Origin of the sequence: Pseudomonas sp. S07E 245 (assembly GCF_019599025.1) — a bacterium.
Taxonomy (GTDB): Bacteria; Pseudomonadota; Gammaproteobacteria; order Pseudomonadales; family Pseudomonadaceae; genus Aquipseudomonas; species Aquipseudomonas shirazensis.
Map to the genome: position 1 here is coordinate 5,302,225 of NZ_CP080625.1, position 24,391 is coordinate 5,326,615.

The window sequence follows — 24,391 nt, forward strand, 5'->3', positions numbered from 1 at the left end:
CGACGCCACCGCCTGATAGGAGATATTCAATGAAGTTGCCGATCTACCTCGATTACTCCGCGACCACGCCGGTCGACCCACGCGTTGCCCAGAAGATGGCCGAATGCCTGCTGGTCGACGGCAACTTTGGTAACCCGGCGTCGCGCTCCCACGTGTTTGGCTGGCGCGCTGAAGAAGCGGTCGAAAACGGCCGTCGCCAGGTGGCCGAGCTGATCAACGCCGACCCGCGTGAAATTGTCTGGACCAGCGGTGCCACCGAGTCCGACAACCTCGCGATCAAAGGCGTTGCGCACTTCTATCAGACCAAGGGCAAGCACATCATCACCTCCAAGATCGAGCACAAAGCCGTGCTCGATACCGCTCGCCAGCTCGAGCGCGAAGGTTTTGAAGTGACCTATCTCGAGCCAGGCGAAGACGGCATCGTTACCCCGGGCATGGTTGAAGCGGTGCTGCGCGACGACACCATTCTGGTCTCGCTGATGCACGTCAACAACGAAGTTGGCTCGATCAACGACATCGCTGCAATCGGTGAACTGACCCGTGCTCGCGGCGTGCTGTTCCACGTTGACGCTGCACAATCTGCCGGCAAGGTCGAGATCGACGTGCAGAAGCTCAAGGTCGACCTGATGTCGTTCTCCGCGCACAAGGCCTACGGCCCTAAAGGTATCGGCGCGCTGTACGTCAGCCGCAAACCGCGCGTGCGTCTGGAAGCAATCATTCACGGCGGTGGTCACGAGCGCGGCATGCGTTCCGGCACCCTCCCTACGCACCAGATCGTCGGCATGGGTGAGGCATTTGCCATCGCCAAGCAGGAGATGGCCAGCGAGAACGCCCGCATCAAGGCGCTGAGCGATCGCTTCTTCAAGCAGGTTTCCAACCTCGAAGAGCTGTACGTCAACGGCAGCCAGACTGCGCGCGTGCCGCACAACCTGAACCTGAGCTTCAACTACGTTGAAGGCGAGTCGCTGCTGATGGCCCTCAAGGACATCGCAGTATCGTCCGGTTCGGCCTGCACCTCCGCTTCGCTCGAGCCGTCGTACGTACTGCGCGCCCTGGGCCGCAACGACGAGCTGGCACACAGTTCGATCCGCTTCTCCTTCGGCCGCTTCACCAGCGAAGAAGAAGTCGACTACGCCGCGCAGGAAGTCTGCAAGGCTGTCACCAAGCTGCGCGAACTCTCGCCGCTGTGGGACATGTACAAAGACGGCGTCGATATCTCCAAGATCGAGTGGGCCGCCCACTAAGCAGTCGCCGGCAAGAGCGGCTACCTGATGAGGAAGGAATTGCACCATGGCATACAGTGAAAAGGTCATCGACCACTACGAAAACCCGCGCAACGTCGGCAAGATGGACGCTGAAGACCCGGACGTCGGTACCGGCATGGTCGGCGCGCCGGCCTGCGGTGACGTGATGCGTCTGCAGATCAAGGTCAACGAGCAGGGCGTTATCGAAGACGCCAAGTTCAAGACCTACGGCTGCGGTTCGGCTATCGCTTCCAGCTCCCTCGCCACCGAGTGGATGAAGGGCAAGACCCTGGACGAAGCCGAGACTATCAAGAACACCCAGCTGGCTGAAGAGCTGGCGCTGCCACCGGTCAAGATCCACTGCTCGGTACTCGCCGAGGACGCCATCAAGGCGGCCGTACGCGATTACAAGCAGAAAAAAGGCTTGATCTGAGTCGTTTGACTGGACGCTAAGGAGTTCCGATGGCTATCAGCATGACAGAAGCCGCCGCCAACCACGTGCGGCGCTCCCTCGACGGGCGTGGCAAGGGTGAAGGCATTCGCCTGGCCGTACGCACCACCGGTTGCTCGGGCCTGGCCTACGTGCTGGAGTTCGTCGACGAAGTGGCAGGCGAAGACGAGGTATTCGAGAACCACGGCGTGAAGGTCATCATTGACCCGAAAAGCCTGGTTTACCTCGACGGCACCGAGCTCGATTTCGTCAAGGAAGGGTTGAACGAAGGTTTCAAGTTCAACAACCCCAACGTGCGCGGTGAATGTGGCTGCGGCGAAAGCTTCAATGTTTGAGGCTTGATGTGGGTACTCCTTGTCATTTTGCCCTGTTCAATCTGCAGCCGGGCTTTCGCCTGGACCTCGATCAACTGGCCGTTCGTTACCGCGAACTGGCCCGTGAGGTCCATCCGGACCGCTTCGCCGATGCTTCCGAGCGCGAGCAGCGTGTCGCCCTGGAAAACTCGGCAGCGTTGAACGACGCCTATCAGACCTTGCGCAGCGCCCCCCGTCGGGCGCGCTATCTGCTGGCCATCAGTGGTCACGAAGTGCCGCAGGAAGTCACCGTACATGATCCGGCCTTCCTGTTGCAGCAGATGGAGCTGCGTGAAGAACTTGAAGAGCTTACCGACCTCGACGGTGTCGCGGTATTCAAGAAGCGCCTCAAGCTCGCGCAAGATACGCTGTTCGAGGAATTCGCCGCCTGCTGGGATGATCCTGCGCAGCGTGAACAGGCCGAGCGCCTGATGCGCCGCATGCAGTTTCTCGACAAGCTCGCCCAGGAAGTGCGCCAGCTCGAAGAGCGCCTCGACGATTAACCCGGTGTTGCCGTGACAACGCCTAAGGTAGCTAGATAAGCATGGCCCTACTGCAGATCGCCGAACCCGGTCAAAGCCCCCAGCCGCACCAGCGCCGCCTGGCGGTAGGGATTGACCTGGGTACTACCAATTCTCTGGTTGCTGCCGTGCGCAGCGGCCGCAGCGAACCGCTGCCCGATGCCGAGGGGCAGGTCATCCTGCCATCGGCTGTGCGCTACCTGGAGGCGGCTGTCGAAGTCGGCCAGGCCGCGCGCGAAGCAGCGCCAAGCGACCCGTTCAACAGCATCCTTTCGGTCAAGCGTCTGATGGGGCGTGGCCTGGCCGACGTCAAGCAGCTCGGCGAGCAACTGCCGTACCGCTTTGTCGGTGGCGAGTCGCACATGCCGTTCATCGAGACCATTCAAGGGCTGAAAAGCCCGGTCGAAGTGTCTGCCGACATCCTCAAGGTGCTGCGTCAGCGCGCCGAGGAAACCCTCGGCGGCGATCTAGTAGGTGCCGTCATCACGGTCCCGGCCTACTTCGACGATGCTCAGCGCCAGGCGACCAAAGACGCCGCCAAGCTTGCCGGACTGAACGTGTTGCGCCTGCTCAACGAGCCGACTGCTGCGGCCGTGGCCTATGGCCTGGACCAGAACGCTGAAGGCCTGGTGGCGATCTTCGACCTGGGCGGCGGTACCTTCGATATCTCCATCCTGCGCCTGACTGCCGGCGTCTTCGAAGTGCTGGCCACCGGTGGCGATACCGCCCTGGGTGGTGACGACTTCGATCACGCGATTGCCAGCTGGATCATTGAGCAGGCTGGTTTGTCGGCTGATCTGGATCCAGCGACTCAGCGTCAACTGCTGCAGACCGCTTGCGCTGCCAAGGAAGCCCTGACCGATGCCGCCAGCGTGCGCGTTGTTCACGGTGACTGGCAGGGCGAACTGAGTCGGGCAGACTTCGAAGCGATGATCGAGCCGATGATCGCCCGCAGCCTCAAGGCCTGCCGCCGCGCCGTGCGTGACAGTGGGGTCGAGCTCGAAGAAGTGGTTGCAGTGGTCATGGTCGGTGGTTCGACTCGCGTACCGCGTGTGCGTGAAGCCGTCGGTGGCCTCTTCGGCCGTGCTCCGCTGACCTCGATCGACCCTGATCAGGTAGTCGCCATTGGCGCCGCGATCCAGGCCGATACCCTCGCCGGCAACCGCCGCGAAGGTGGCGAGTTGCTGTTGCTCGACGTGATCCCGCTGTCGCTCGGTCTGGAGACCATGGGCGGCCTGATGGAAAAGGTGATCCCGCGCAACACCACGATCCCGGTGGCCCGCGCTCAGGAATTCACCACCTACAAAGATGGCCAGACGGCCATGATGATCCACGTCCTGCAGGGCGAGCGCGAACTGATCAGCGACTGCCGCTCGCTGGCGCGCTTCGAACTGCGTGGGATTCCGCCGATGGTCGCCGGCTCGGCGAAGATCCGCGTGACCTTCCAGGTCGACGCCGATGGCCTGCTCAGCGTCGCTGCACGCGAACTGGGCTCGGGCGTGGAAGCAAGCATTCAGGTCAAGCCGTCGTACGGCCTGACCGACGGTGAAATCGCCCGCATGCTGAAGGATTCGTTCGAGCACGCCGGCACCGACAAGCAGGCCCGCCAGTTGCGCGAGCATCAGGTCGACGGCGAACGTCTGCTCGAAGCGGTGCAGGGTGCGCTGGATGCCGACGGCGAGCGCCTGCTGAGCGCCGAAGAGCGCGAAGCCATTGGCTTCCAGATGCAACAACTACGTGATTTGCTGGCCGGCACCGATGGCCCTGCCATCGAGCAACAGACCAAGCGTCTGTCGCAGGTGACCGATGCATTTGCCGCCCGTCGCCTTGATTCGACGGTCAAAGCCGCACTGGCCGGGCGCAACCTGAATGAGATCGAGGAGTAATCGATGCCGCTGGTGACATTCCTGCCGCATGAGAAGTTTTGCCCCGAAGGGCTGACCGTGGAAGTCGCAACCGGGACCAACATCCTGGAGCTGGCTCACGACCATCACATCGAGATGGAAAGCGCCTGCGGCGGGGTCAAGGCCTGCACCACCTGCCATTGCATCGTGCGCAAGGGCTTTGACTCGCTCGACGAAGCCGACGAGCTCGAAGAAGACATGCTGGACAAGGCCTGGGGCCTGGAAGCGCAGTCCCGGCTGGGTTGCCAGGTGGTCGTCGGTGATACCGACCTGACCATCGAAATCCCCAAGTATTCGCTCAACCACGCCGCCGAAGCGCCGCACTGAAGCCTGGAGGCTGGCATGAGTCTGAAATGGGTTGATGTACTTGAGATCGCTATCCAGCTTGCAGAAAGCAAGCCGGAGGTCGATCCTCGTTATGTGAATTTCCTCGATCTGCACCGCTGGGTAGTGGCTCTGCCAGAGTTCAGCGACGATCCGACACGCGGCGGAGAGAAGGTGCTTGAGGCGATCCAGGGGGCCTGGATCGAAGAAGCCGACTGAGCGTCACCTGCAGGTTAGGCATTCCCCTGGAACCCGCGTATAATTCGCGGGTTTAATTTTTCGTAATACTCAATTTTCTGGAGTTACCATGGCTGTTCAACGTACTTTCTCGATCATCAAGCCTGACGCAGTTGCCAAAAACGTCATCGGCAAGATCACTTCGCGCTTCGAAGAAGCTGGCCTGAAAATCGTCGCTTCGAAACTCAAGCAACTGTCCAAAGCCGAAGCCGAAGGCTTCTACGCTGAGCACAGCGAGCGCGGTTTCTTCGGTGACCTGGTTGCCTTCATGATCTCCGGCCCAGTTGTTGTTCAGGTTCTGGAAGGCGAAAACGCCATCGCTCTGAACCGTGAGCTGATGGGCGCTACCAACCCTAAAGAAGCTGCTGCCGGCACCATCCGTGCTGACTTCGCTGAATCGATCGACGCCAACGCCGTTCACGGTTCGGACTCCGAAGCTGCTGCCGCTCGCGAAATCGCTTACTTCTTCGCAGCTACCGAGGTAACCGCTCGCTAAGCGAAAGCTTACGGGTGAGGGTGAATCCATGACGACATCTACTGGCAAAATCAACCTGTTGGGTCTGACCCAGCCGGAAATGGAACAATTCTTCGACTCCATTGGCGAGAAGCGCTTCCGTGCCGGTCAAGTAATGAAATGGATTCACCATTTTGGCGTCGATGATTTCGCCGCCATGACCAATGTCGGCAAGGTCTTGCGCGAAAAGCTCGAGGCTGTTGCCGAGATTCGGCCACCGGAAGTGGTCAGTGAAGACATTTCCGCCGACGGCACCCGCAAATGGGTGATCCGCGTTGCCTCCGGCAGCTGCGTCGAAACCGTTTACATCCCGACCGACGACCGTGGCACCTTGTGTGTATCGTCGCAGGCGGGCTGCGCCCTGGACTGCAGTTTCTGCTCCACCGGCAAGCAAGGCTTCAACAGCAACCTCACCGCCGCCGAAGTCATCGGTCAGGTGTGGCTTGCGAACAAATCCTTCGGCACTATCCCGGCCAAAGTCGACCGCGCGATTACCAACGTGGTGATGATGGGCATGGGCGAGCCGTTGCTCAATTTCGACAATGTCATTGCCGCCATGAAGATCATGATGGACGATCTTGGCTATGGCATTTCCAAGCGTCGCGTCACCTTGTCGACCTCAGGCGTAGTGCCGATGATCGACGAGCTGGCCAAGCACATCGACGTTTCCCTGGCACTGTCGCTGCACGCGCCGAACGACGAGCTGCGGAACAAGCTGGTGCCAATCAACAAGAAGTACCCGCTCAAGGTCCTGCTCGAGTCGTGCATGGGCTACATGGCCACCCTTGGTGGCAAGCGTGTACTGACCGTCGAATACACCCTGCTCAAGGACGTCAACGATCAGCCCGAGCATGCCACGCAGATGATCGAGCTGCTGCGCGATATCCCGTGCAAGATCAACCTGATCCCGTTCAATCCGTTCCCGCACTCCGGTTACGAGCGGCCGAGCAACAATGCAATCCGCCGCTTCCAGGACCTGCTCCACCACGGTGGTTACAATGTCACCACCCGTACCACCCGTGGTGAGGATATCGACGCCGCTTGTGGGCAGCTGGTTGGTCAGGTCATGGACCGTACCCGCCGCAGCGAGCGTTACATCGCTGTGCGTCAGCTCAATGACGACGTGCAGATCGCCGACAACGCTGCGCGTCACTGAGCGGGCCGGCAGCGATGATCCTGCGCGCAGCGCTGTCGCTCCTGACCCTGTTGCTGCTGGCCGGCTGCGTGTCGGGCGGCAGCAATGACCCGCTGGCCACCCAGCAGGGTCGGGCCGAGGCGGGCAGGGCGTATGTGCAGTTGGGGCTGGGCTATTTGCAACAAGGTCTGACCGAGCAGGCCAAGGCGCCGCTGGTCAAGGCACTTGCCCTGAACAGCCGTGATGCCGATGCGCATGCCGCGCTGGCGCTGGTGTTTCAGGCCGAAGGCGAGCCGACGCTGGCAACCGAGCATTTCCACAAGGCGCTGGCGCAAAATCTGGATGACACCCGGATTCGCAACAACTACGGCAGTTTCCTATATGCTCAGGAGCGTTTTGCCGAAGCCGAGTCAGTGTTTCGCCTGGCCGCTGCCGATACCCTGTATCCTGAGCGCTCGCGCGTCTTCGAAAACCTTGGCCTGACGGTTCTCAGGCAAGGTCGCCGCGACGATGCTCAGGCGCATCTGCACAAGGCTTTGCAGCTCAACCCGCGACAACCGCGAGCGTTGTTCGAAATGGCTGAGTTGTCCTACGAAAACAGGCATTATGTGCCAGCCCGGGATTACTACGATCGTTTCAGCCAACTGAGCGCCCCGGATGCTCGCAGCCTGCTGATGGGCAGCCGCCTGGCGCGGGTGTTCGAGCAACCGGCAACGGTGGCCGAGCTGGGCCAGCAACTACAACGACTTTATCCCGGTACGCCGGAATATCAGCAATACCTGTCGGAGCAATGATGAAAGCCGCGCATCCCGAAGTAGCAGCAGCGACTCACCAGCACCCCGGTGAGACCTTGCGCCAGGCCCGCGAAAACCGCGACTGGACGCAGGCCGAGGTAGCCCGCAAGCTCAACCTGACCCTGAGCTCGCTGAACAATCTCGAATCCGGCGCCTTCGACAAGCTGCCAGGGCACACCTTTGCCCGTGGTTACATCCGTGCCTATGCCAAGCTGATGGACATGGACCAGGCGCCTCTGGTCGCCGCCTTTGACCAGGTCACCGGCACCCACGCGCAAGGCAGCCAGGTGCACTCGCTGGGACGAATCGAAGAGCCGGTGCGCCTGTCGCACAACGTCATGCGCGTTGTCAGCCTGGTGCTGCTGGTGGCAGTAGTAGGTGGCGGCTTCTTCCTCTGGAAGGACCAAAGCAGCCTGCGCAACAGCGACCTTGGCAAAATCGCCCTGGAGCACGTCGAAGTCGAGAGCGCCGACGGCACCACCCAGATTCACCCGCTGGATGAGCCGGAAGACCAGGCTGTCAGCGAAGCTCAGCAAGGCCAGAGTGCGCCGCTGCCATTGGAGCAGGCTGCCACTGGCGAGAGCAGTGGCTCGGCCAACGAAGAAGCCATTCCGGCAAGCCCGGCGGTCGCCGAGAGCACTGCCGCCGCACCGACTGCACCTGCGCCAGCTGCGCCGGTCAGCGCACCAGCCGTTGCCGCCACAGCCCCCAGCGCACCTGTCGCAGCAGCGCCAGTCCCCGCCGGCAGTGGCCGTGTCGCGATCCAGTTCTCGGCGGATTGCTGGACCCAGGTCACTGATGCCAACGGCAAGCTGCTGGTCAACGCCACCAAGCGCAAGGGCGACAGCCTGGAAGTCACCGGCACACCACCGTTCGCGGTACGCCTGGGCTTCGCCCGTGGCGCTCAGATCAGCTACAACGGCCAGGCCGTTGATGTTGCACCGTTCACCAGTGGCGAAACCGCTCGCCTGAAGTTGGGGCAGTAACTCATGCACGGCGAATCTCCAATCAAGCGTCGCGAAACCCGCAAGATCTGGGTGGGCAATGTGCCGGTGGGCGGTGATGCGCCTATCGCGGTGCAGAGCATGACCAACACCGACACCAATGATGTCGCCGCCACGGTCGGGCAGATCCAGCGCCTGGTCGATGCCGGTGTCGACATCGTCCGCGTCTCGGTGCCAGACATGGACGCCGCCGAAGCCTTCGGCCGCATCAAGCAGCAAGTCAGCGTGCCGTTGGTGGCCGACATCCATTTTGACTACAAGATCGCCCTGCGCGTGGCTGAGCTGGGTGTTGATTGCCTGCGCATCAACCCAGGCAACATCGGCCGTGAAGATCGCGTGCGCGCGGTGGTCGATGCTGCGCGTGATCGTGGTATTCCGATCCGCATCGGGGTCAATGCCGGCTCGCTGGAAAAAGACCTGCAGAAGAAGTACGGCGAACCGACCCCAGCAGCGCTGGTCGAGTCGGCCCTGCGCCATGTCGAGCACCTCGATCGCCTGGATTTCCAGGACTTCAAGGTCAGCGTCAAGGCGTCCGACGTGTTCATGGCCGTTGAAGCCTACCGTCTGCTGTCCAAGCAGATCATCCAGCCCCTGCACCTGGGCATCACCGAAGCCGGCGGTTTGCGTTCGGGGACGGTGAAATCTGCGGTCGGCCTCGGTATGCTGCTGGCCGAAGGCATCGGCGACACGATCCGGATCTCTCTCGCCGCCGACCCGGTTGAAGAAGTCAAAGTCGGCTACGACATCCTCAAGTCGCTGCGCCTGCGCTCGCGTGGGATCAACTTCATCGCCTGCCCGAGCTGTTCGCGGCAGAACTTCGATGTGGTCAAGACCATGAACGAACTCGAAGGTCGCCTCGAAGACCTGCTGGTCCCGCTGGACGTCGCCGTGATCGGTTGTGTGGTCAACGGCCCGGGTGAAGCCAAGGAAGCCCATGTTGGCTTGACGGGCGGCACGCCGAACCTGATCTACATCGACGGCAAGCCTGCGCAGAAACTGAACAACGACAACCTGGTCGAGGAGCTGGAAAAGCTCATTCGCCAGAAAGCGGCCGAAAAGGTCGAAGCCGACGCGGCGCTGATCGCCCGCGGCTGATACACAGATTCGAAAGGACTTTTCGTGAGCAAATCGCTGCAAGCCATTCGTGGCATGAACGACATCCTGCCTGACCAGTCGCCACTGTGGCGTTACTTCGAAGGCACGGTCGCCAGTTTGCTGGACGGCTACGGTTACAGCCAGATCCGCACGCCGATCGTCGAATTCACCGAGCTGTTCAAACGCTCGATCGGTGAAGTCACCGACATCGTCGAAAAAGAGATGTACACCTTCGAGGATCGCAACGGCGATTCGCTGACGCTGCGTCCCGAGGGTACCGCTGCCTGTGTGCGCGCCGTGCTCGAGCATGGCATCACCGGCAACGGCCAAGTGCAGAAACTCTGGTACACCGGGCAGATGTTCCGCCACGAGCGCCCACAAAAAGGCCGCTATCGCCAGTTCCACCAGATCGGCGTCGAGGTGTTCAACCTGGATGGCCCGGACATCGATGCCGAGCTGATCATGCTGACCTGGCGCCTGTGGGGCCAGTTGGGCATTCAGGACGCGGTCAAGCTCGAGCTGAACAGCCTGGGCACCAGCGAAGCCCGTGCACGCTATCGCGACGCGCTGGTCGAGTTTCTCTCGGCGCGCCTCGAGCAGCTTGACGAAGATAGCCAGCGTCGGCTCAAGAGCAACCCGCTGCGCATTCTCGACAGCAAGGATCAGGGCACCCAAGCCGTGCTGGTCGGCGCGCCGAAGCTGGAAGACTATCTGGACGAAGAATCCCGTGTGCACTTCGAGGGCCTCAAGGCTCGCCTGAACGCTGCCGGCATCCCCTTCGTGATCAACACCAAGCTGGTGCGTGGCCTCGACTACTACAGCAAGACCGTGTTCGAGTGGGTCACCGACAAGCTCGGCGCTCAAGGCACCGTGTGTGCCGGTGGTCGTTACGACGGCCTGGTCGAGCAGATGGGCGGCAAGCCGACTACTGGTGTTGGCTTTGCCATGGGCATCGAGCGGTTGATTTTGCTGCTGGAAACCCTGGGCAAGGTCCCGGAATCGATCAGCCGCCAGATCGACGTTTACCTGTGCGCCTTTGGCGAGCAGGCCGAGCTGGCCGGTCTGGGCCTGTCCGAGCGGTTGCGTGACCAGGTACCGGGCCTGCGCCTGGCGGTCAACGCCGGTGCCGGCAGTTTCAAGAGCCAGTTCAAGAAGGCCGACAAGAGCGGGGCGTTGTTTGCCCTGATCATGGGGGACGACGAACTGGCGCAACAAGTGGTAGGTTTCAAACCCCTGCGTGGCCAGGGCGAACAACAGAACATAGCCTGGGATGCTCTGGCCGAGCACCTGCAAGCTGCCCTCGCGAACGCGTGAAGCAGTCAAACAGCCGAATTTGCTGAATAGGAGTATTGGGGTGTCGAGTACCGATGATGATGGCCTGAGCGCGGCCAAGGACTGGTGGGATCGCAACGGCAAGCCGCTGCTGACCGGCGCCCTGTTGGCTGCTGCTTTGGTAGCTGGCTGGCAGACCTGGCACAAGTACCAGAGCAATCAGTCACAAGGCGCTTCGGTGCTGTACCAGAACCTGCTGGAAACGGCCCTGACGCCGACCGGCGAGCCTGATGCAAGCAAGGTTGCCGAATTGGCTGGCAAGCTCAAGAGCGAGTTTGGCGGCACCGCCTATGCCCAGTACGGCAGCCTGTTCGTGGCCAAGGTCGCGGTCGACAGCGGCAAGCTGGACGACGCAGCCAGCGAACTCAACAGCGTGCTGGCAAAACCTGCCGATGCCACCCTGGGCGAGATCGCACGCCAGCGTCTGGCCCGTGTGCTGGCTGCTCAGGATAAGGCTGACGAAGCACTGAAGCTGCTCGATGGCGACGCTGACAAGGCGTTTCAGGCCAGCCGCGAAGAGCTCAAGGGCGATCTGCTGGTACAGTTGGGCCGCGCTGGCGATGCCCATAGCGCATACGAAAAAGCCAAGGCCGCGTTGTCTGATGAAGCAGCGGTCGGTGGCCTGCAACTGAAGCTGGATGACCTGGCCAAAGGGGACGCTTGACGTGATCGGTTGGAAACAAGCAGCAGTGCTGAGCCTGGCCGTACTGGTCGTGGGTTGCAGCAGCAACAGCAAGAAGGAACTGCCTCCGGCCGAGCTGACCAAGTTCACCGAAGAAGTCGTGCTGAAAAAGCAGTGGAGCCGTTCGATCGGTGACGGTCAGGGTGAGACCTACAATACCCTGGTGCCGGCCATCGAAAACGACCGCATCTACGCTTCCGACGTCAACGGCGAAGTCTTCGCGCTCGATCGCAACACCGGCGACATCGTCTGGAAACAGGACCTCGACCTGCCGGTTTCCGGCGCAGTCGGCGTCGGCTATGGCCTGGTCATGCTCGGCACCCTCAAGGGTGAAGTGATCGCCCTGGACAGCAGCACCGGTGAGGAGCGCTGGCGCTCCCGCGTGACCAGTGAAGTGCTGGCGCCGCCGGCTAACAACGGTGACGTGGTGGTGGTGCAGACTCAGGACGATCGTCTGATTGGTCTGGACGCCGCGACCGGCGACCGTCGCTGGATCTACGAAAGCACTCCAGCGGTACTGACTCTGCGTGGCACTGGCGCACCGATCGTGACCAATCGCATGGCCGTTGCCGGCCTGTCGACCGGCAAGGTTGTTGCTGTCGACATCCAGAACGGCGTGCCGGTCTGGGAAAGCCGCGTCGCGATCCCGCAAGGTCGCTCCGAACTCGAACGCGTCGTCGATATCGACGGCGGTTTGCTGCTGTCTGGTGGTACCCTGTACGTCGGTACCTATCAGGGCCGGGTTGCCGGTCTGGACCTGGAAAGCGGCCGCGTGCTGTGGCAGCGTGATGCGTCCAGCTACGTCGGTGTCGCCCAGGGCTTTGGCAACGTCTACGTCAGCGAAGCTTCCGGCACCGTTGAAGGCGTCGATGAGCGTTCGTCGAGCGCACTGTGGAGCAACGATTCCATGGCGCGCCGTCAGCTGAGCGCCCCTGAAGTGTTCTCCAGCTACGTCGCAGTCGGTGACTTCGAAGGCTACCTGCACCTGCTGAGCCAGGTCGATGGTCGCTTCGTTGGCCGTGAGCGTATTGACAGTGATGGCCTGCGCGCCCGCCCCTTGGTGGTCGGCGACACCATTTATGTCTTCGGCAACAGCGGCAAGCTCGAGGCATTGACCATCCGCTGAGGCTAAGCTTGAAGCCGTGAGGCTTCGAGCAGTGGCGCATGATGCGCCGCGCGAACTCCGGCCGCTGCTCTGCAGCGGCCTTTGCATTTTCAAGAATTCAAGAGTGGAGAGCCGTATGGTTCCCGTAATCGCCCTGGTGGGGCGGCCGAACGTCGGCAAGTCCACCATGTTCAACCGCTTGACCAAAACCCGCGACGCCATTGTCGGCGACCTCTCGGGCCTGACCCGTGACCGCCAGTACGGCGATGCCATGTGGCAGGGCCGTTCGTACATCCTGATCGACACCGGCGGTATCACCGGTGACGAAGTGGGCATGGACGAGAAGATGGCCGAGCAGTCGCTGATGGCCATCGAAGAGGCCGACTACGTGCTGTTCCTGGTGGATGCCCGCGCCGGCATGACCGCTGCCGACCAGATGATCGCTGACCACCTGCGCAAGCGGAACAAGTCTGCGGTGCTGGTCGCCAACAAGATCGACCACATCGATCCTGACCTGGCACGTGCCGAGTTCTCGCCGCTGGGCATGGGCAACGCGATTCCGGTCGCCGGCTCCCAGGGCCGCGGTATCAACGCCCTGATGGAAGAGCTGCTCGGGCACATCCCGCGCGATCAGGAAGAAGACGCACTCGACCAGGAAGTTGCCGAAGGCGAAGAGGCCGTTCGGATTCCAGGCCCGAGCGAAAAAGACGGCATCAAGATCGCCATCATCGGCCGTCCCAACGTGGGCAAGTCGACCCTGGTCAACCGCATGCTCGGTGAAGAGCGCGTGGTGGTCTATGACGAGCCAGGCACCACTCGCGACAGTATCTACATCCCGTTCGAGCGTGATGGTGACAAGTACACCTTCATCGACACCGCCGGGGTGCGCAAGCGCGGCAAGATCCACGAGGAAGTCGAAAAGTTCTCGGTGGTGAAAACCCTGCAGGCGATCAAAGACGCCAACGTGGTGATCTTTGTCATGGACGCCCGCGAAGGTGTGGTCGACCACGACCTCAACCTGCTCGGCTTTGCCCTTGAGGCCGGCCGCGCCATCGTCATTGCCCTGAACAAGTGGGATGGCATGCAGCCGGGCGAGCGCGACTACGTCAAGACCGAGCTCGAGCGCCGGTTGTTCTTCGTCGACTTCGCCGACATCCACTTCATCTCGGCGCTGCACGGCACCGGCGTGGGCAACCTGTACAAGTCGGTGCAGGCCGCGTTCAAGTCGGCGGTCACCCGCTGGCCGACCAGCCGGCTGACGCAGATTCTGGAAGACGCTATCGGCGACCACCAGCCGCCGCTGGTCAATGGCCGCCGGATCAAGCTGCGTTACGCTCACCTGGGTGGCGCCAACCCGCCGATCATCGTGATCCACGGGAACCAGACCGAGAAGATTCCACGCTCGTACTCGCGCTACCTGGAGAACACTTACCGTCGCGTGCTCAAGCTGGTCGGTACGCCGATCCGCATCGAGTACAAAGGCGGCGAGAACCCGTACGAGGGTAACAAGAACACCCTCACCGATCGCCAGGTCAACAAGAAGCGCCGCTTGATGTCGCACCACAAGAAGGCCGAGAAGAAGCGCAAAGACAAGCGCTGATTCTGGCCTGACCCTGCACCGGGGCTGCTGCGCGGCCCCTGTTGCATCAGTGTATTGTTTCAACCTTTTTCCTGATTGCTCGATCCGCTATGCTCGGACTCCAGTCCGTGCCGGATACCCCCAGGAAAGAGGGCTTCATGATCCGCAGCAAACTGCCGAACGTCGGCACGACCATCTTTACCAGCATGTCGCAGCTGGCCGTGCAAACCGGCGCGCTCAACCTGTCCCAAGGCTTCCCCGACTTCAACGGCCCGCAGGCGCTATTGGATGCCGTAGGCCGGCACGTGGCCGCCGGGCACAATCAATACGCGCCCATGACCGGCCTGCCGGCCCTGCGCCAGCAAGTGGCTGCGAAGGTGGCTCGGCTGTATGGGGTTAGCGTGGATGTCGAGCAGGAAATCACCATCACGCCAGGCGCCACCGAGGCGATCTTCTGCGCGATCCAGGCAGTGATCAATCCGGGCGACGAGGTAATCGTTTTCGACCCGTGCTACGACAGCTACGAGCCTTCGGTAGAGTTGGCCGGCGGGCGCTGCGTGCATGTGCCGCTGAGCAACGACGATTTTGCCATCGACTGGCAACGCTTCAGCGATGCCCTCACGCCGCGCACGCGCATGGTCGTGCTCAATTCGCCGCACAACCCCAGCGGAGCTTTGATCAGCCGTGCCGATCTCGACCAGCTGGCGGGATTGATTGCCGACCGCGATATCTACCTGGTCAGCGATGAAGTGTACGAGCACCTGATCTACGACGGCGTGGCGCATGCCAGCGTGCTGGCTCATGAACAGCTCTATCAGCGCGCCTTCGTCATCAGCTCGTTCGGCAAGACCTACCACGTCACTGGTTGGAAGACCGGCTACGTGATCGCGCCCCCGCAATTGAGCGCCGAGCTGCGCAAGGTACACCAGTACGTCAACTTCTGCGCAGTGACGCCGCTGCAGTGCGCGCTGGCAGACTTCATGGCCGAACACCCTGAGCACATCGAGCAGTTGCCGGGCTTCTATCAGGCCAAGCGCGATCTGTTCTGCGATCTGTTGCATAGCTCACGCTTCAGCTTCAAGCGTACCCCAGGCACCTACTTCCAGTTGGTCGACTACAGCGCCATCCGCCCTGATCTGAACGATGTCGACATGGCCCTGTGGCTGACCCGCGAGCATGGCGTGGCGAGTATTCCGGTGTCGGTGTTCTACCAGACGCCAGTCCCGCAGCAACGCTTGATCCGCCTGTGCTTTGCCAAACGAGAGGAGACGCTGCAGCAGGCAGCGGAGAAACTATGCGCGATCTGACCGCACTGCCCAACCTGAAAATTGCCATGGTGCAGACCACGCTGGCCTGGCATGACCGCGAGGCCAACTACGCCCATTTCGAAGAGTTGCTCAAGCAAGTCGGCAGCCCTGACCTGGTGATTTTGCCAGAGATGTTCACCACCGGCTTTTCGATGGAGTCCGAGCGCCTTGCCGAGCCCGAGAACGGCCCGACCGCCAAGTGGCTCAAGGCCCAGGCGAAGAAGCTCAACGCAGTAATCACCGGCAGCGTGATCGTCCAGGCCGCTGACGGCAGCCACCGTAACCGGCTGCTGTGGGCGCGCCCGGACGGTGAAATCCTGCACTACGACAAGCGCCACCTGTTCCGTATGGCCGGCGAGCACAAGCACTACACCCCGGGCGAGCGCCAGGTGCAGTTCGAGCTGAAGGGTTGGCGGGTCCGCCCATTGATCTGCTACGACCTGCGCTTCCCGGTATGGAGCCGCGATGCCCATGACACTGACCTGCTGTTGTACACCGCCAACTGGCCGGCAGCGCGGCGGCTGCACTGGAACCGGCTGTTGCCGGCGCGGGCGATCGAGAACCTGTGCTTCGTGGCGGCGGTCAACCGGGTCGGCACCGACGGCAAAGGCTTTGCCTACTCAGGCGACAGCCAGGTGCTGGATTTCCAGGGCGAGAGCCTGCTCAGTGCCGGCGAAGCGGACGGCGTATTCACCGTCGAGCTGCGCGCGGCGGAACTGGGGGCGTACCGCAGCCGTTTCCCGGCCAACCTGGATGCCGATACCTTCGACCTGCATTGAGCGTTGCCGGCCGGGGCATGGCGCCCCGGCCGTTCGACCGACTCAGTACACGTCGCGTCGGTAGCGACCGTCTTCTACCAGCTGTTGCAGCATGGCCTCGCCGAGGATGCCCCTGAGCGCCGCGTCGACTGCCGCGGCCATGCCCTGCAGGCTGCCGCAAACATAGATGCAGGCGCCGTCGGCGACCCAGCGGCGCACCTCTTCGGCCTGCGCCAGCAGCAAGTCCTGGACATAGACCTTTTCAGCCTGATCACGCGAGAACGCCAGGTCCAGCTTGCGCAGCTCACCGCGCGCCAGCCAGCCTTGCAGTTCATCGGCGCAGAGCAGATCGCTGGCGCGATTGCGCTCACCGAACAGCAGCCAGTTGCGCTGTTCACCTTCGCTGATACGTGCCTTGAGCAAGCTGCGCAGTCCGGCCAGCCCGGTGCCGTTGCCGATCAGCAGCATCGGTGCTGGGGCCAGTGGCAGGTGGAAGCTGCTGTTGCGGCGCAGGCGCAGGCTCAGCGAGCCTTGCAGGGGCAGCACCTCAGTCAGCCAGCCTGAGCCCAGGCCAAGGCTGCCGTCAGTGTGCCGATGCTGGCGCACAATCAGCTGCAGCACGCCATCGCTGGCAATCGATGCGATCGAGTATTCACGCGTGCCGAGCGGCACCAGCGCATCGATAACCGCCTGCGCGTGCAGGCCGACCAGATGCTCGCGGCTGACCGGCAATTGCCGACTGCCCAGTGCCTGACCCAGAGTTTCGCGCGAACCTTCAAGTTGCACTGGGGTATCCAGATTCAAGCCCAGGCCTTGAATAAACGCTTGAACCTGGGCGGCGGCATTGCGCGGCAATACCTCCACCAGGTCGCCTGCATCCCAGCGCACCGCCTGCTCGCATTGCAGGTCGAGCAGGTACACCGGCTGGCCCTGGCTACCAGGATTGAGCAGCCTGCGCGCGGTCAGGGTCCAGCTGTTGAAGGCGGGCGCTTGCCAGGCGCTGACGGCGCTGGCGCCGGTCAACTGTGCCAGTTGCTGCTGCCAGTGCTGGAGCGCGGCCGGGTCGGCGTTGTCGACTTCGACCGGGCTGAATGCGCTGCTGGCGCCGCGCTCGGCAAGCCATGCCTGCAAGCGCCGGGCAAAGCCACAGAAGTGTTGATACTGGCGATCGCCCAAGGCGAGCAGGGCATAGTCCAGATGCTCCAGCGGCCACGCCTGACCGAGTATCTTGCGCTCGAAACCACGGGCGCTGTCGGGTGCCTCGCCATCGCCAAAGGTGCTGACTACAAACAGCGCCCGGCGTGCCTGGCGCAGGTCAGCTTCACCCAGCTCGGCCAAGGCGCGTACTTGCACCGACAGGCCTGCCGCCTGGAGCTGGCCGGCGCTCTGCCAGGCCAATTGCTCGGCGAGGCCGCTCTGGCTGGCAAAACCAATCAACCAGCTGTCACCTGCCGACGTGGTGCTGTCGACACTGCCACGGGCCACGCGGATCTGGCGTTGCTTGCGCCGGCGGTCGAGGTACAGCAGCCAGCCGGTGATGAAGAACAGCGGCATGCACAGGCTGGCGATGGTTAAGATGATCCGCCCGGGCAAGCCGAAATAGCTACCCACGTGCAGGGCATAGATGCTTTGCAGCAGTTGAGCACTGAGCGACTTGTCGGCATAACGCTCGATGCGCGTGAACGTGCCCGTAGCCGGGTCGAGGGTGACGGTGTCAAAGGCGCGTTCGTGATCGGCATCGTCCAGCAGATAGAACAGCGTCGCCGGCTGCCCGCCAACCGGCGGCAGGCGCAGGTTGTAGCCAGTCAGGCCGGGCCCGGCCGCAGCCTGCAGGTTGCTCCAGATGGCGTCGTAGTCGACCCGCAGCGGCGGGGCCTTTTGGTTGACCGACTGCGGGCCACGGCGGCCACCGCCTTCGCCACGCTTGTGCTGCTGGCCCGCAGCCGGGGCGTCGCCGAGCAGCTTGTTCAGCCCGCGGCTGTACCATTCGTACGACCATGACAGACCGGTCAAGGCAAACAGCAGATAGAACAGCAGGCACCAGGTGCCGAACACGGCGTGCAGGTCCCAATTGAACGCACGGCCTTTCTTCGCCCAGTCCAGGGTCAGCCAGGTGCGCCAGTTCAGCGCTTTGCGGGGCCAGCGTAGATACAGGCCTGACAGGCAGAAGAAGATCAGCATCAAGGTGCAGGCACCGGTGATCTGCCGGCCGCTTTCGCCCATGGCGAGAAACCGGTGCAGGCTGAGCATCAGGTCGAAGAAGCCTTGGCCGGAGACCTCGCCTTTGATCTCGCCGGTGTAGGGGTCGGCATAGCGCATCTCACCGCGGCGCTGGCCGGGTGGCGCGGTGAAGAAGATTCGTGCGGCATTGCCCTCGCGGGTGTCGACCCGCAGCATCGCGACCTTGTCGCCGTGCGCCGCCTCGACCCGCCGCACCAGCTCTGCCGGTGGCAGCACGCCTTCGGCGCGCACCTGCACCTTGAGCACATCGGCATCGAACAGGCGCAGCAGTTCTTCCTGAAACGACCAGATCGCCCCGGTGGTACCCATCAATGCCAAGACCAGCCCGGCCGTGATGCCAAACAACCAGTGCAATTGAAACAGCGACTTCTTCAGCACGTCGATCACCTTGTCTTGCCGCGCAAACTCAACCGGCGGACATTATGCCTTGCTACGCGAAAGCCCCGCTCACTGGCGTGAGCGGGGCTCGGCGATTGCTGCGTCAGAAATGGAAGCTGGTGGTCAGCAACGCTGTGCGTCCGGCTGCCTGGTTGGCGAAGTGAGTAGAAAACGCCTTGTCGTAGTACACCTCGTTGGTGAGGTTTTGTACGTTCAACTGCAGATCGACGTTCTTGCTCAGCTTGTACGCAGCCATCGCGTCATAGCGCACATAACTGTCGACCATGGTGGTGTTGGCTATGTTGCCGTACACATCATCCATGTAGAAGGCGCCGCCACCCACGGTCAGCTTTGGCGTAAGGGCGTAGGTGGTCCACAGGCTGGCACTGTTGTTCGGCGTATTCGGCAATTGATTGCCGTCGTTGACCGCACCCAGCGCGCCGCCGTCGATCTGGCGGGCCTGCATGTAGGTGTAACCGGCGAACACCTGCCATTTGTCGGTGAGCTTGCCACTGGCCGACAGTTCGACGCCCTGCACGCGGGTCTCGCCGATGTTTTCGTAGGTGGTGGTGTTGACCTGAACGCGGGCGTTTTCCTTCTCGGTGCGGAATACAGCGGCGGTCAGCGACAGGCGCTCGTCGAGCAGATCCCACTTGGTACCGAGTTCGTAGTTGGTGGTTTCTTCCGGCTCCATGTCGCTGGCCAACAGGTTGCCGGCGCGGTCGGTGGTGTTGCCCAGCGGGTTGCCTTCGGAGCCTTCGCCCAACTGCGCGCCGGGTGGGGTTGCCGAGGTGGCGTAGGAAACGTAGATGCTGCCGTTCTCGGCGGGCTTCCACACCAGGCCCAGTTGGCCAGTGATGAACTCGCTGGTGTCACTGCCCTTGGATGCAACGCCCTTGCTGTTGACGGCGGTAGCGCCAGAGGCGGTATAGCCGCGGTACTGGGTGTCGAAGTGGTCATAGCGCAGGCCCATGTTGAGCAGCCACTGTGGCGTCAGCTCAAGGGTGTCGAACACATACAGCGCGCGGGTGTTGCTCTTGGTGTCAGTGCCTGCATAGTTGCGCGCGATGGCGCCGTTCCACGGATCGTCCGGGTTGGGATTGCTCAGGGAGGTGCAGTTGTAGCCGCTGTTAGGGCCGATCAGGCCCGGGGTGCAGGTAGATGCTGTTGCGCCGCCGGTGTTGGTATTGACGTTGTAAGACGAACGCTGGCTTTCTTCCCGGCTCAGCTCAATGCCGGTGGAGAAGCTGTTCTTCATGCCGCCCAGGTAGAACTCGCCAAACAGATCGGTTTGGTTGGTTGTGGTAGCGGTGTTGCCAACTCGGGTGTTGGCGCGGCGCCAGACGCTGCCGTTGTTGACGTTGCCCTTGCTGTCGTCGGGCTGCGTGAGGATGTAGTCCTGCATGCTGTTGCCATGACGCAGGGTGTTCTTGATGGTCAGCGCGTCGGTCAGGTCATGCTCGATCGCGAAGGTGGCGATGTCGACCCGGCTCTTGCGAAAATCACGCCCGGTCAGGCCGTAGAAGTTGTCGCTGTCGCCACCGTCATCCGGTTTGCTCGGGTGGGCCGAGGTGCGCGCGTTGCTGCCCGCGGTCGGGATCGAATAGGGGATTCCCGAGTCCGGCAGATCGTCGCTTTCCAGGTGGTAGTAGTCAAGGTTGACCCGAGTTGGCGTGCCCAGGCCAAACGCCAGCGACGGGGCGATCCCCCAGCGGTCGTAATTGACCTTGTCGCGGCCAGCGACGTTGCTCTCGTGGGTCATCAGGTTGAGGCGCCCGGCAACACTGTCACTGAATTGGTAGTTGCCATCCAGGGTGTAACGCTGGGTCTGGTCACTGCCCCAGGTCCAGGCACCGTCCAGCGAGTTGCCCAGGTGCGCGCGCTTGCTCACCAGGTTGATGGTGCCGCCGGCGGCGCCACGCCCGCCAACAGCCGAGTTCGGCCCTTTGGCCACTTCCACCGATTCAACAGCGAAGATCTCCCGAGTTTGCGCGCCAGTGTCGCGCACGCCGTCCAGGTAGGTATCACCCTGGGCATCGAAGCCGCGGATGAACGGCCGGTCACCTTGGGGGTTGCCGCCTTCGCCGGCACCGAAGGTAATCCCCGGGACGGTGCGCAGGGCGTCTTGCAAGCTCAGCGCGTTGGTTTCCTTGATCACCTGCTGCGGGATCACGGTTACCGAGCGCGGGGTGTCCACCAGCGGCGCGGTGTACTTGGACGACGAGGCTTTGTCGACCTTGTACTCGGTTGCGGCCTGTTCTGCCTTGCCGTTGACGCTGGTCGCGTCGAGCGTGATGGCTGCGGGCTCTGCGGCATAGGCAGACGAAGCACTGATGGCAACGCCAATGGCTGAGGCGAGCAGGCGTGGTGAACTTACAGCAGACGGCACGTGGCGCATTTTTTTATGACCTTCCCCAAGGTGTGAAGGCCGCGAAGAGTAATGTAAGCAATTGTAAGTCACAATTGAGAAATATTACCATTCGGTACAAATTTACATTCTTTACAATTTAACCCTGCATTTTCTCCGGTCTCGTTCGTTAGGGCCTGGTGAAAGGGCTTGCCGTGAGTAAAAGGGAATCAATATCATTGGCGCCCTAGTCCCGACCCGGTCCATTTCCATGCTGCTGCACATCCCTAGCCTGTTCGCCGCCGATGAACTCTTGCGGATTCGTGAAGCGCTGGCGCAGGCAGATTGGGCCGATGGCAAGGTCACCGCAGGCCACCAATCGGCCAAGGCCAAACACAACCTGCAGCTGCCAGAGGCGCATCCATTGGCCAAGGAAATCGGCAGCGCCCTCATCGAGCGTCTTTGGCAGACCCCGCAGTTCATGTCAGCGGCCCTGCCACACAAGGTGTTCCCGCCGTTGATCAACTGTTATCGCGAGGGTGGCAACTTCGGCTTTCACATCGACAACGCCCTGCGCCAGCCCAAGGGCAGCGCCGAGCGAGTGCGCACCGACCTGTCAGCGACGCTGTTTCTCAGTGACCCGGACAGCTATGACGGCGGCGAACTGGTGATTCAGGACACCTATGGCACGCAGCAGATCAAGCTGGCCGCAGGCCACATGGTGCTGTACCCCGGCACCAGCCTGCACAAGGTCAACCCGGTCACTCGCGGTGAGCGCTACGCGGCGTTCTTCTGGACTCAGAGCCTGGTCCGTGAAGACAGCCAGCGGGCGCTGCTGTTCGAGATGGACAATGCCATTCAGCAGCTCAGTGCTGACCTGCCCGATCACCCTGCACTGCTGCAACTGACCGGCACCTATCACAACTTGCTGCGGCGCTGGGCAGAGGTCTGAACATGTCCTATACGTTGCGCCGCGATGAGGTCGTGGATGTCACAGCGCTGCGAGCCATGCTCGAAGCCAGCCCCGCTAAGGCCGCCCAAGCGATCCTGGCAGCGGCCGGGCAGGGCGTCAGTGAGGCGCAGTTGTTGCTGGGCCAGATCCTGCTCGATGGCCGCGGCATCGAGCAGGATCCGCAGCTGGCGCGGCGATGGTTCAGCATTGCCACCCGCGCCGGCAGCGGCATGGCGCACAACATGCTTGGGCGCTGCCTGGAGCACGCCTGGGGCGGGCCGGCCGACCTGCCTGGCGCAGCAGTGCAGTACCAGCGCGCAGCCGCGCAGGGGCTGGACTGGGGCTGGTACAACCTGGGCAACCTGCTGGCCACCGGGCGCGGTGTCGAGCTTGACCAGAAGCTGGCGCTGGCCTGCTACGAGAAGGCTGCACATCTGGGCCACGCCAAATCGATGAACCTCTATGGGCGTTACCTGGAACAAGGCATCGCCGGCCCTGCCAGCCCAGCGCGGGCGTTTCGCTGGTATAAGCGCTCGGCCGAGGCTGGGGATTTTCGCGGTATGTTCAGCCTGGCCATGGTGCTGATCGAGCGTGGCCAGTTGGGCGAGGCGCGGCCTTGGCTGGCGCGTGCGCGGGTGCAAGGCAACGTCAACTTCCTGCGCAGTGCAGTGCTGACTCTGCAAGGTGCTGGACGGTTGCTGGCTAAGGAGGCGGCAGTGTTTGCGCAGGAGCTGCGCCAGCGGGAGCTGGGCTAGCAAAGCGCTGCGTTTACATACAAAAACGGGGCCTTGCGGCCCCGTTTATGATTTACAGGTAGTAGGCTTTCAACGGTGGGAAACCATTGAACTCCACTGCGCTGTAGCTGGTGGTGTAGGCGCCGGTCGACAGCCAGTACAGGCGGTCACCGATGGCCAGGTTCAGCGGCAGGCCATACTTGTAGTGCTCGTACATGATGTCGGCGCTGTCACAGGTAGGCCCTGCAATCACCACTTCTTCCATCTCGCCTTTCTTCTCGGTCCAGATCGGGAACTTGATCGACTCGTCCATGGTTTCGATCAGGCCGGAGAACTTGCCCACGTCGGTGTACACCCAACGCTCGACCGCGGTACGCGACTTGCGCGCAACCAACACCACTTCGCTGACCAGAATACCGGCGTTGGCAATCAGCGAACGGCCCGGCTCGAGGATGATTTCCGGCAGGTCGTCGCCGAAGTCTTCCTTGAGGAAGCGGATGATTTCTTCAGCGTAAGTCTCCAGGCTGTTGGTCCGGGTGATGTAGTTGGCCGGGAAGCCGCCACCCATGTTGATCAGCTTGAGAACGATGCCGTCTTCTTCCTTCAGGCGCTCGAAGATCACTTTGACCTTGGCGATGGCGGCGTCCCAGACGCTGATATCGCGCTGCTGCGAGCCGACGTGGAAGGAGATGCCGTAAGGCACCAGGCCCAGGTCACGGGCAAGGATCAGCAGGTCCATGGCCATGTCGGTCTGGCAGCCGAACTTGCGCGACAGCGGCCAGTCGGCAGTGGTCGAGCCTTCGGTGAGAATGCGCACGTAGACCTTGGAACCCGGCGCAGCCTTCGCGATGTTGCGCAGGTCGGCTTCGGAGTCGGTCGCGTACAGGCGCACACCCTTGTCGAAGAAGTAGCGGATGTCCTTGGACTTCTTGATGGTGTTGCCGTAGCTGATGCGGTCCGGGCTGACGCCTTGGTTCATGACCTTGTCCAGCTCGTAGATCGAGGCGATGTCGAAGTTCGAGCCTTTGTCCTTGAGCAGGTCGATGATCTCGACCGCTGGGTTGGCCTTGACTGCGTAGTAGACCTTGGCGAACTCGAAACCGGCGCGCAGGTCGTCATAGGCCTTGCTGATCATCTGCGTATCGATGACCACAAACGGGGTTTCCTGCTTGTCGGCGAACGCCTTCATCTTCTGGAAGGTGTCACGTGCGAAATAATCTTCGACTTGGATCGACATGCTCAAGGACTCCATGGGCAAACTGAAAAAGAAAGTGGCTGCAAACTGAACGCCCTCCGTATCCCCACTTTGGTTCGCCTACTTCCCAAGGCATGTCGCCGAAAGCAAAAAGGCCAACCGCATGGTTGCGCCTGCTGTCTCGTCGTCAGTACTTGAGCCGGAT

Annotated in this window: 23 protein-coding genes; 20 read left to right on the forward strand and 3 right to left on the reverse strand. The window is 62.1% G+C overall.

Annotated features, from left to right (window positions below):
* Window positions 1-29 precede the first annotated feature (29 nt).
* The 18 genes from K3F44_RS24355 (at window position 30) to K3F44_RS24440 (ending at window position 16,360) form a co-directional block, all read left to right on the forward strand.
* Window positions 30-1,244, forward strand: coding sequence for an IscS subfamily cysteine desulfurase (locus K3F44_RS24355; protein WP_150570782.1), 1,215 nt, complete (start codon window positions 30-32; stop codon window positions 1,242-1,244).
* A gap of 46 nt (window positions 1,245-1,290) precedes the next feature.
* Window positions 1,291-1,677 carry a Fe-S cluster assembly scaffold IscU gene (gene iscU / locus K3F44_RS24360; RefSeq protein ID WP_027619655.1) on the forward strand — a complete coding sequence of 129 codons (387 nt, stop codon included), beginning with the start codon at window positions 1,291-1,293 and terminating at the stop codon, window positions 1,675-1,677.
* 29 nt (window positions 1,678-1,706) lie between these two features.
* On the forward strand, window positions 1,707-2,030 hold the full coding sequence (gene iscA, locus K3F44_RS24365; RefSeq protein ID WP_101316686.1) for an iron-sulfur cluster assembly protein IscA: 324 nt from the start codon (window positions 1,707-1,709) through the stop codon (window positions 2,028-2,030).
* An 8-nt stretch (window positions 2,031-2,038) separates the two neighbouring features.
* Entirely contained in the window at window positions 2,039-2,551 is a 513-nt protein-coding gene (gene hscB / locus K3F44_RS24370) for a co-chaperone HscB (RefSeq protein ID WP_150572098.1), read from the forward strand.
* 41 nt (window positions 2,552-2,592) lie between these two features.
* Entirely contained in the window at window positions 2,593-4,455 is a 1,863-nt protein-coding gene (hscA, locus tag K3F44_RS24375; protein WP_220633119.1) for a Fe-S protein assembly chaperone HscA, read from the forward strand.
* A gap of 3 nt (window positions 4,456-4,458) precedes the next feature.
* Window positions 4,459-4,800, forward strand: a complete 342-nt coding sequence (fdx, locus tag K3F44_RS24380) for an ISC system 2Fe-2S type ferredoxin (RefSeq protein WP_101316692.1) — start codon at window positions 4,459-4,461, stop codon at window positions 4,798-4,800.
* Between the two features lie 15 nt (window positions 4,801-4,815).
* A complete protein-coding gene (iscX, locus tag K3F44_RS24385) occupies window positions 4,816-5,016 on the forward strand; it encodes a Fe-S cluster assembly protein IscX (RefSeq protein ID WP_101316694.1) in 201 nt (66 codons plus the stop codon).
* Between the two features lie 88 nt (window positions 5,017-5,104).
* Window positions 5,105-5,530, forward strand: coding sequence for a nucleoside-diphosphate kinase (gene ndk / locus K3F44_RS24390; RefSeq protein ID WP_101316696.1), 426 nt, complete (start codon window positions 5,105-5,107; stop codon window positions 5,528-5,530).
* 28 nt (window positions 5,531-5,558) lie between these two features.
* Entirely contained in the window at window positions 5,559-6,704 is a 1,146-nt protein-coding gene (gene rlmN / locus K3F44_RS24395; protein ID WP_101316699.1) for a 23S rRNA (adenine(2503)-C(2))-methyltransferase RlmN, read from the forward strand.
* Window positions 6,705-6,718: 14 nt separating this feature from the next.
* Window positions 6,719-7,477, forward strand: coding sequence for a type IV pilus biogenesis/stability protein PilW (gene pilW, locus K3F44_RS24400; RefSeq protein ID WP_220633120.1), 759 nt, complete (start codon window positions 6,719-6,721; stop codon window positions 7,475-7,477).
* Window positions 7,477-8,463 (forward strand): RodZ domain-containing protein, encoded by a 987-nt coding sequence (locus K3F44_RS24405; protein ID WP_220633121.1) that lies wholly within the window; start codon window positions 7,477-7,479, stop codon window positions 8,461-8,463. The genes pilW and K3F44_RS24405 overlap by 1 nt, the downstream gene beginning before the upstream one ends.
* A 3-nt stretch (window positions 8,464-8,466) precedes the next feature.
* Window positions 8,467-9,576 (forward strand): flavodoxin-dependent (E)-4-hydroxy-3-methylbut-2-enyl-diphosphate synthase, encoded by a 1,110-nt coding sequence (gene ispG / locus K3F44_RS24410; RefSeq protein ID WP_101316705.1) that lies wholly within the window; start codon window positions 8,467-8,469, stop codon window positions 9,574-9,576.
* Between the two features lie 24 nt (window positions 9,577-9,600).
* The gene (gene hisS / locus K3F44_RS24415; protein WP_101316707.1) at window positions 9,601-10,890 is read left to right on the forward strand and encodes a histidine--tRNA ligase; all 1,290 of its coding nucleotides are present in this window, start codon (window positions 9,601-9,603) and stop codon (window positions 10,888-10,890) included.
* 40 nt (window positions 10,891-10,930) lie between these two features.
* Window positions 10,931-11,572 (forward strand): tetratricopeptide repeat protein, encoded by a 642-nt coding sequence (locus K3F44_RS24420; protein WP_101316709.1) that lies wholly within the window; start codon window positions 10,931-10,933, stop codon window positions 11,570-11,572.
* Between the two features lies 1 nt (window position 11,573).
* Window positions 11,574-12,716, forward strand: a complete 1,143-nt coding sequence (gene bamB / locus K3F44_RS24425; protein ID WP_207072425.1) for an outer membrane protein assembly factor BamB — start codon at window positions 11,574-11,576, stop codon at window positions 12,714-12,716.
* Between the two features lie 115 nt (window positions 12,717-12,831).
* Window positions 12,832-14,295: a ribosome biogenesis GTPase Der gene (der, locus tag K3F44_RS24430; protein WP_103436120.1), complete on the forward strand. Its 1,464-nt coding sequence runs from the start codon at window positions 12,832-12,834 to the stop codon at window positions 14,293-14,295.
* A gap of 137 nt (window positions 14,296-14,432) precedes the next feature.
* A complete protein-coding gene (locus K3F44_RS24435; RefSeq protein WP_220633122.1) occupies window positions 14,433-15,581 on the forward strand; it encodes a pyridoxal phosphate-dependent aminotransferase in 1,149 nt (382 codons plus the stop codon).
* Complete coding sequence (locus tag K3F44_RS24440) at window positions 15,569-16,360, forward strand: amidohydrolase (RefSeq protein WP_150570790.1); 792 nt, start codon at window positions 15,569-15,571, stop codon at window positions 16,358-16,360. Before K3F44_RS24435 ends, K3F44_RS24440 begins: the two co-directional genes overlap by 13 nt.
* A 42-nt stretch (window positions 16,361-16,402) precedes the next feature.
* Here K3F44_RS24440 and K3F44_RS24445 read toward each other — a convergent pair whose 3' ends face one another.
* Window positions 16,403-18,958, reverse strand: a complete 2,556-nt coding sequence (locus K3F44_RS24445; protein ID WP_220633123.1) for a sulfite reductase flavoprotein subunit alpha — start codon at window positions 18,956-18,958, stop codon at window positions 16,403-16,405.
* A 103-nt stretch (window positions 18,959-19,061) separates the two neighbouring features.
* Window positions 19,062-21,356 carry a TonB-dependent siderophore receptor gene (locus K3F44_RS24450; protein WP_220633124.1) on the reverse strand — a complete coding sequence of 765 codons (2,295 nt, stop codon included), beginning with the start codon at window positions 21,354-21,356 and terminating at the stop codon, window positions 19,062-19,064.
* A 220-nt stretch (window positions 21,357-21,576) separates the two neighbouring features.
* On the opposite strand from K3F44_RS24450, the gene K3F44_RS24455 reads away from it, so the two are divergent.
* Together K3F44_RS24455 and K3F44_RS24460 are read left to right on the forward strand one after the other, a co-directional pair.
* Complete coding sequence (locus K3F44_RS24455) at window positions 21,577-22,257, forward strand: Fe2+-dependent dioxygenase (protein WP_220633125.1); 681 nt, start codon at window positions 21,577-21,579, stop codon at window positions 22,255-22,257.
* Window positions 22,258-22,259: 2 nt separating this feature from the next.
* Window positions 22,260-23,012: a tetratricopeptide repeat protein gene (locus tag K3F44_RS24460; RefSeq protein WP_220633126.1), complete on the forward strand. Its 753-nt coding sequence runs from the start codon at window positions 22,260-22,262 to the stop codon at window positions 23,010-23,012.
* Between the two features lie 52 nt (window positions 23,013-23,064).
* Here K3F44_RS24460 and K3F44_RS24465 read toward each other — a convergent pair whose 3' ends face one another.
* Complete coding sequence (locus K3F44_RS24465; RefSeq protein ID WP_101316725.1) at window positions 23,065-24,228, reverse strand: type III PLP-dependent enzyme; 1,164 nt, start codon at window positions 24,226-24,228, stop codon at window positions 23,065-23,067.
* Between the last annotated feature and the right edge of the window lie 163 nt (window positions 24,229-24,391).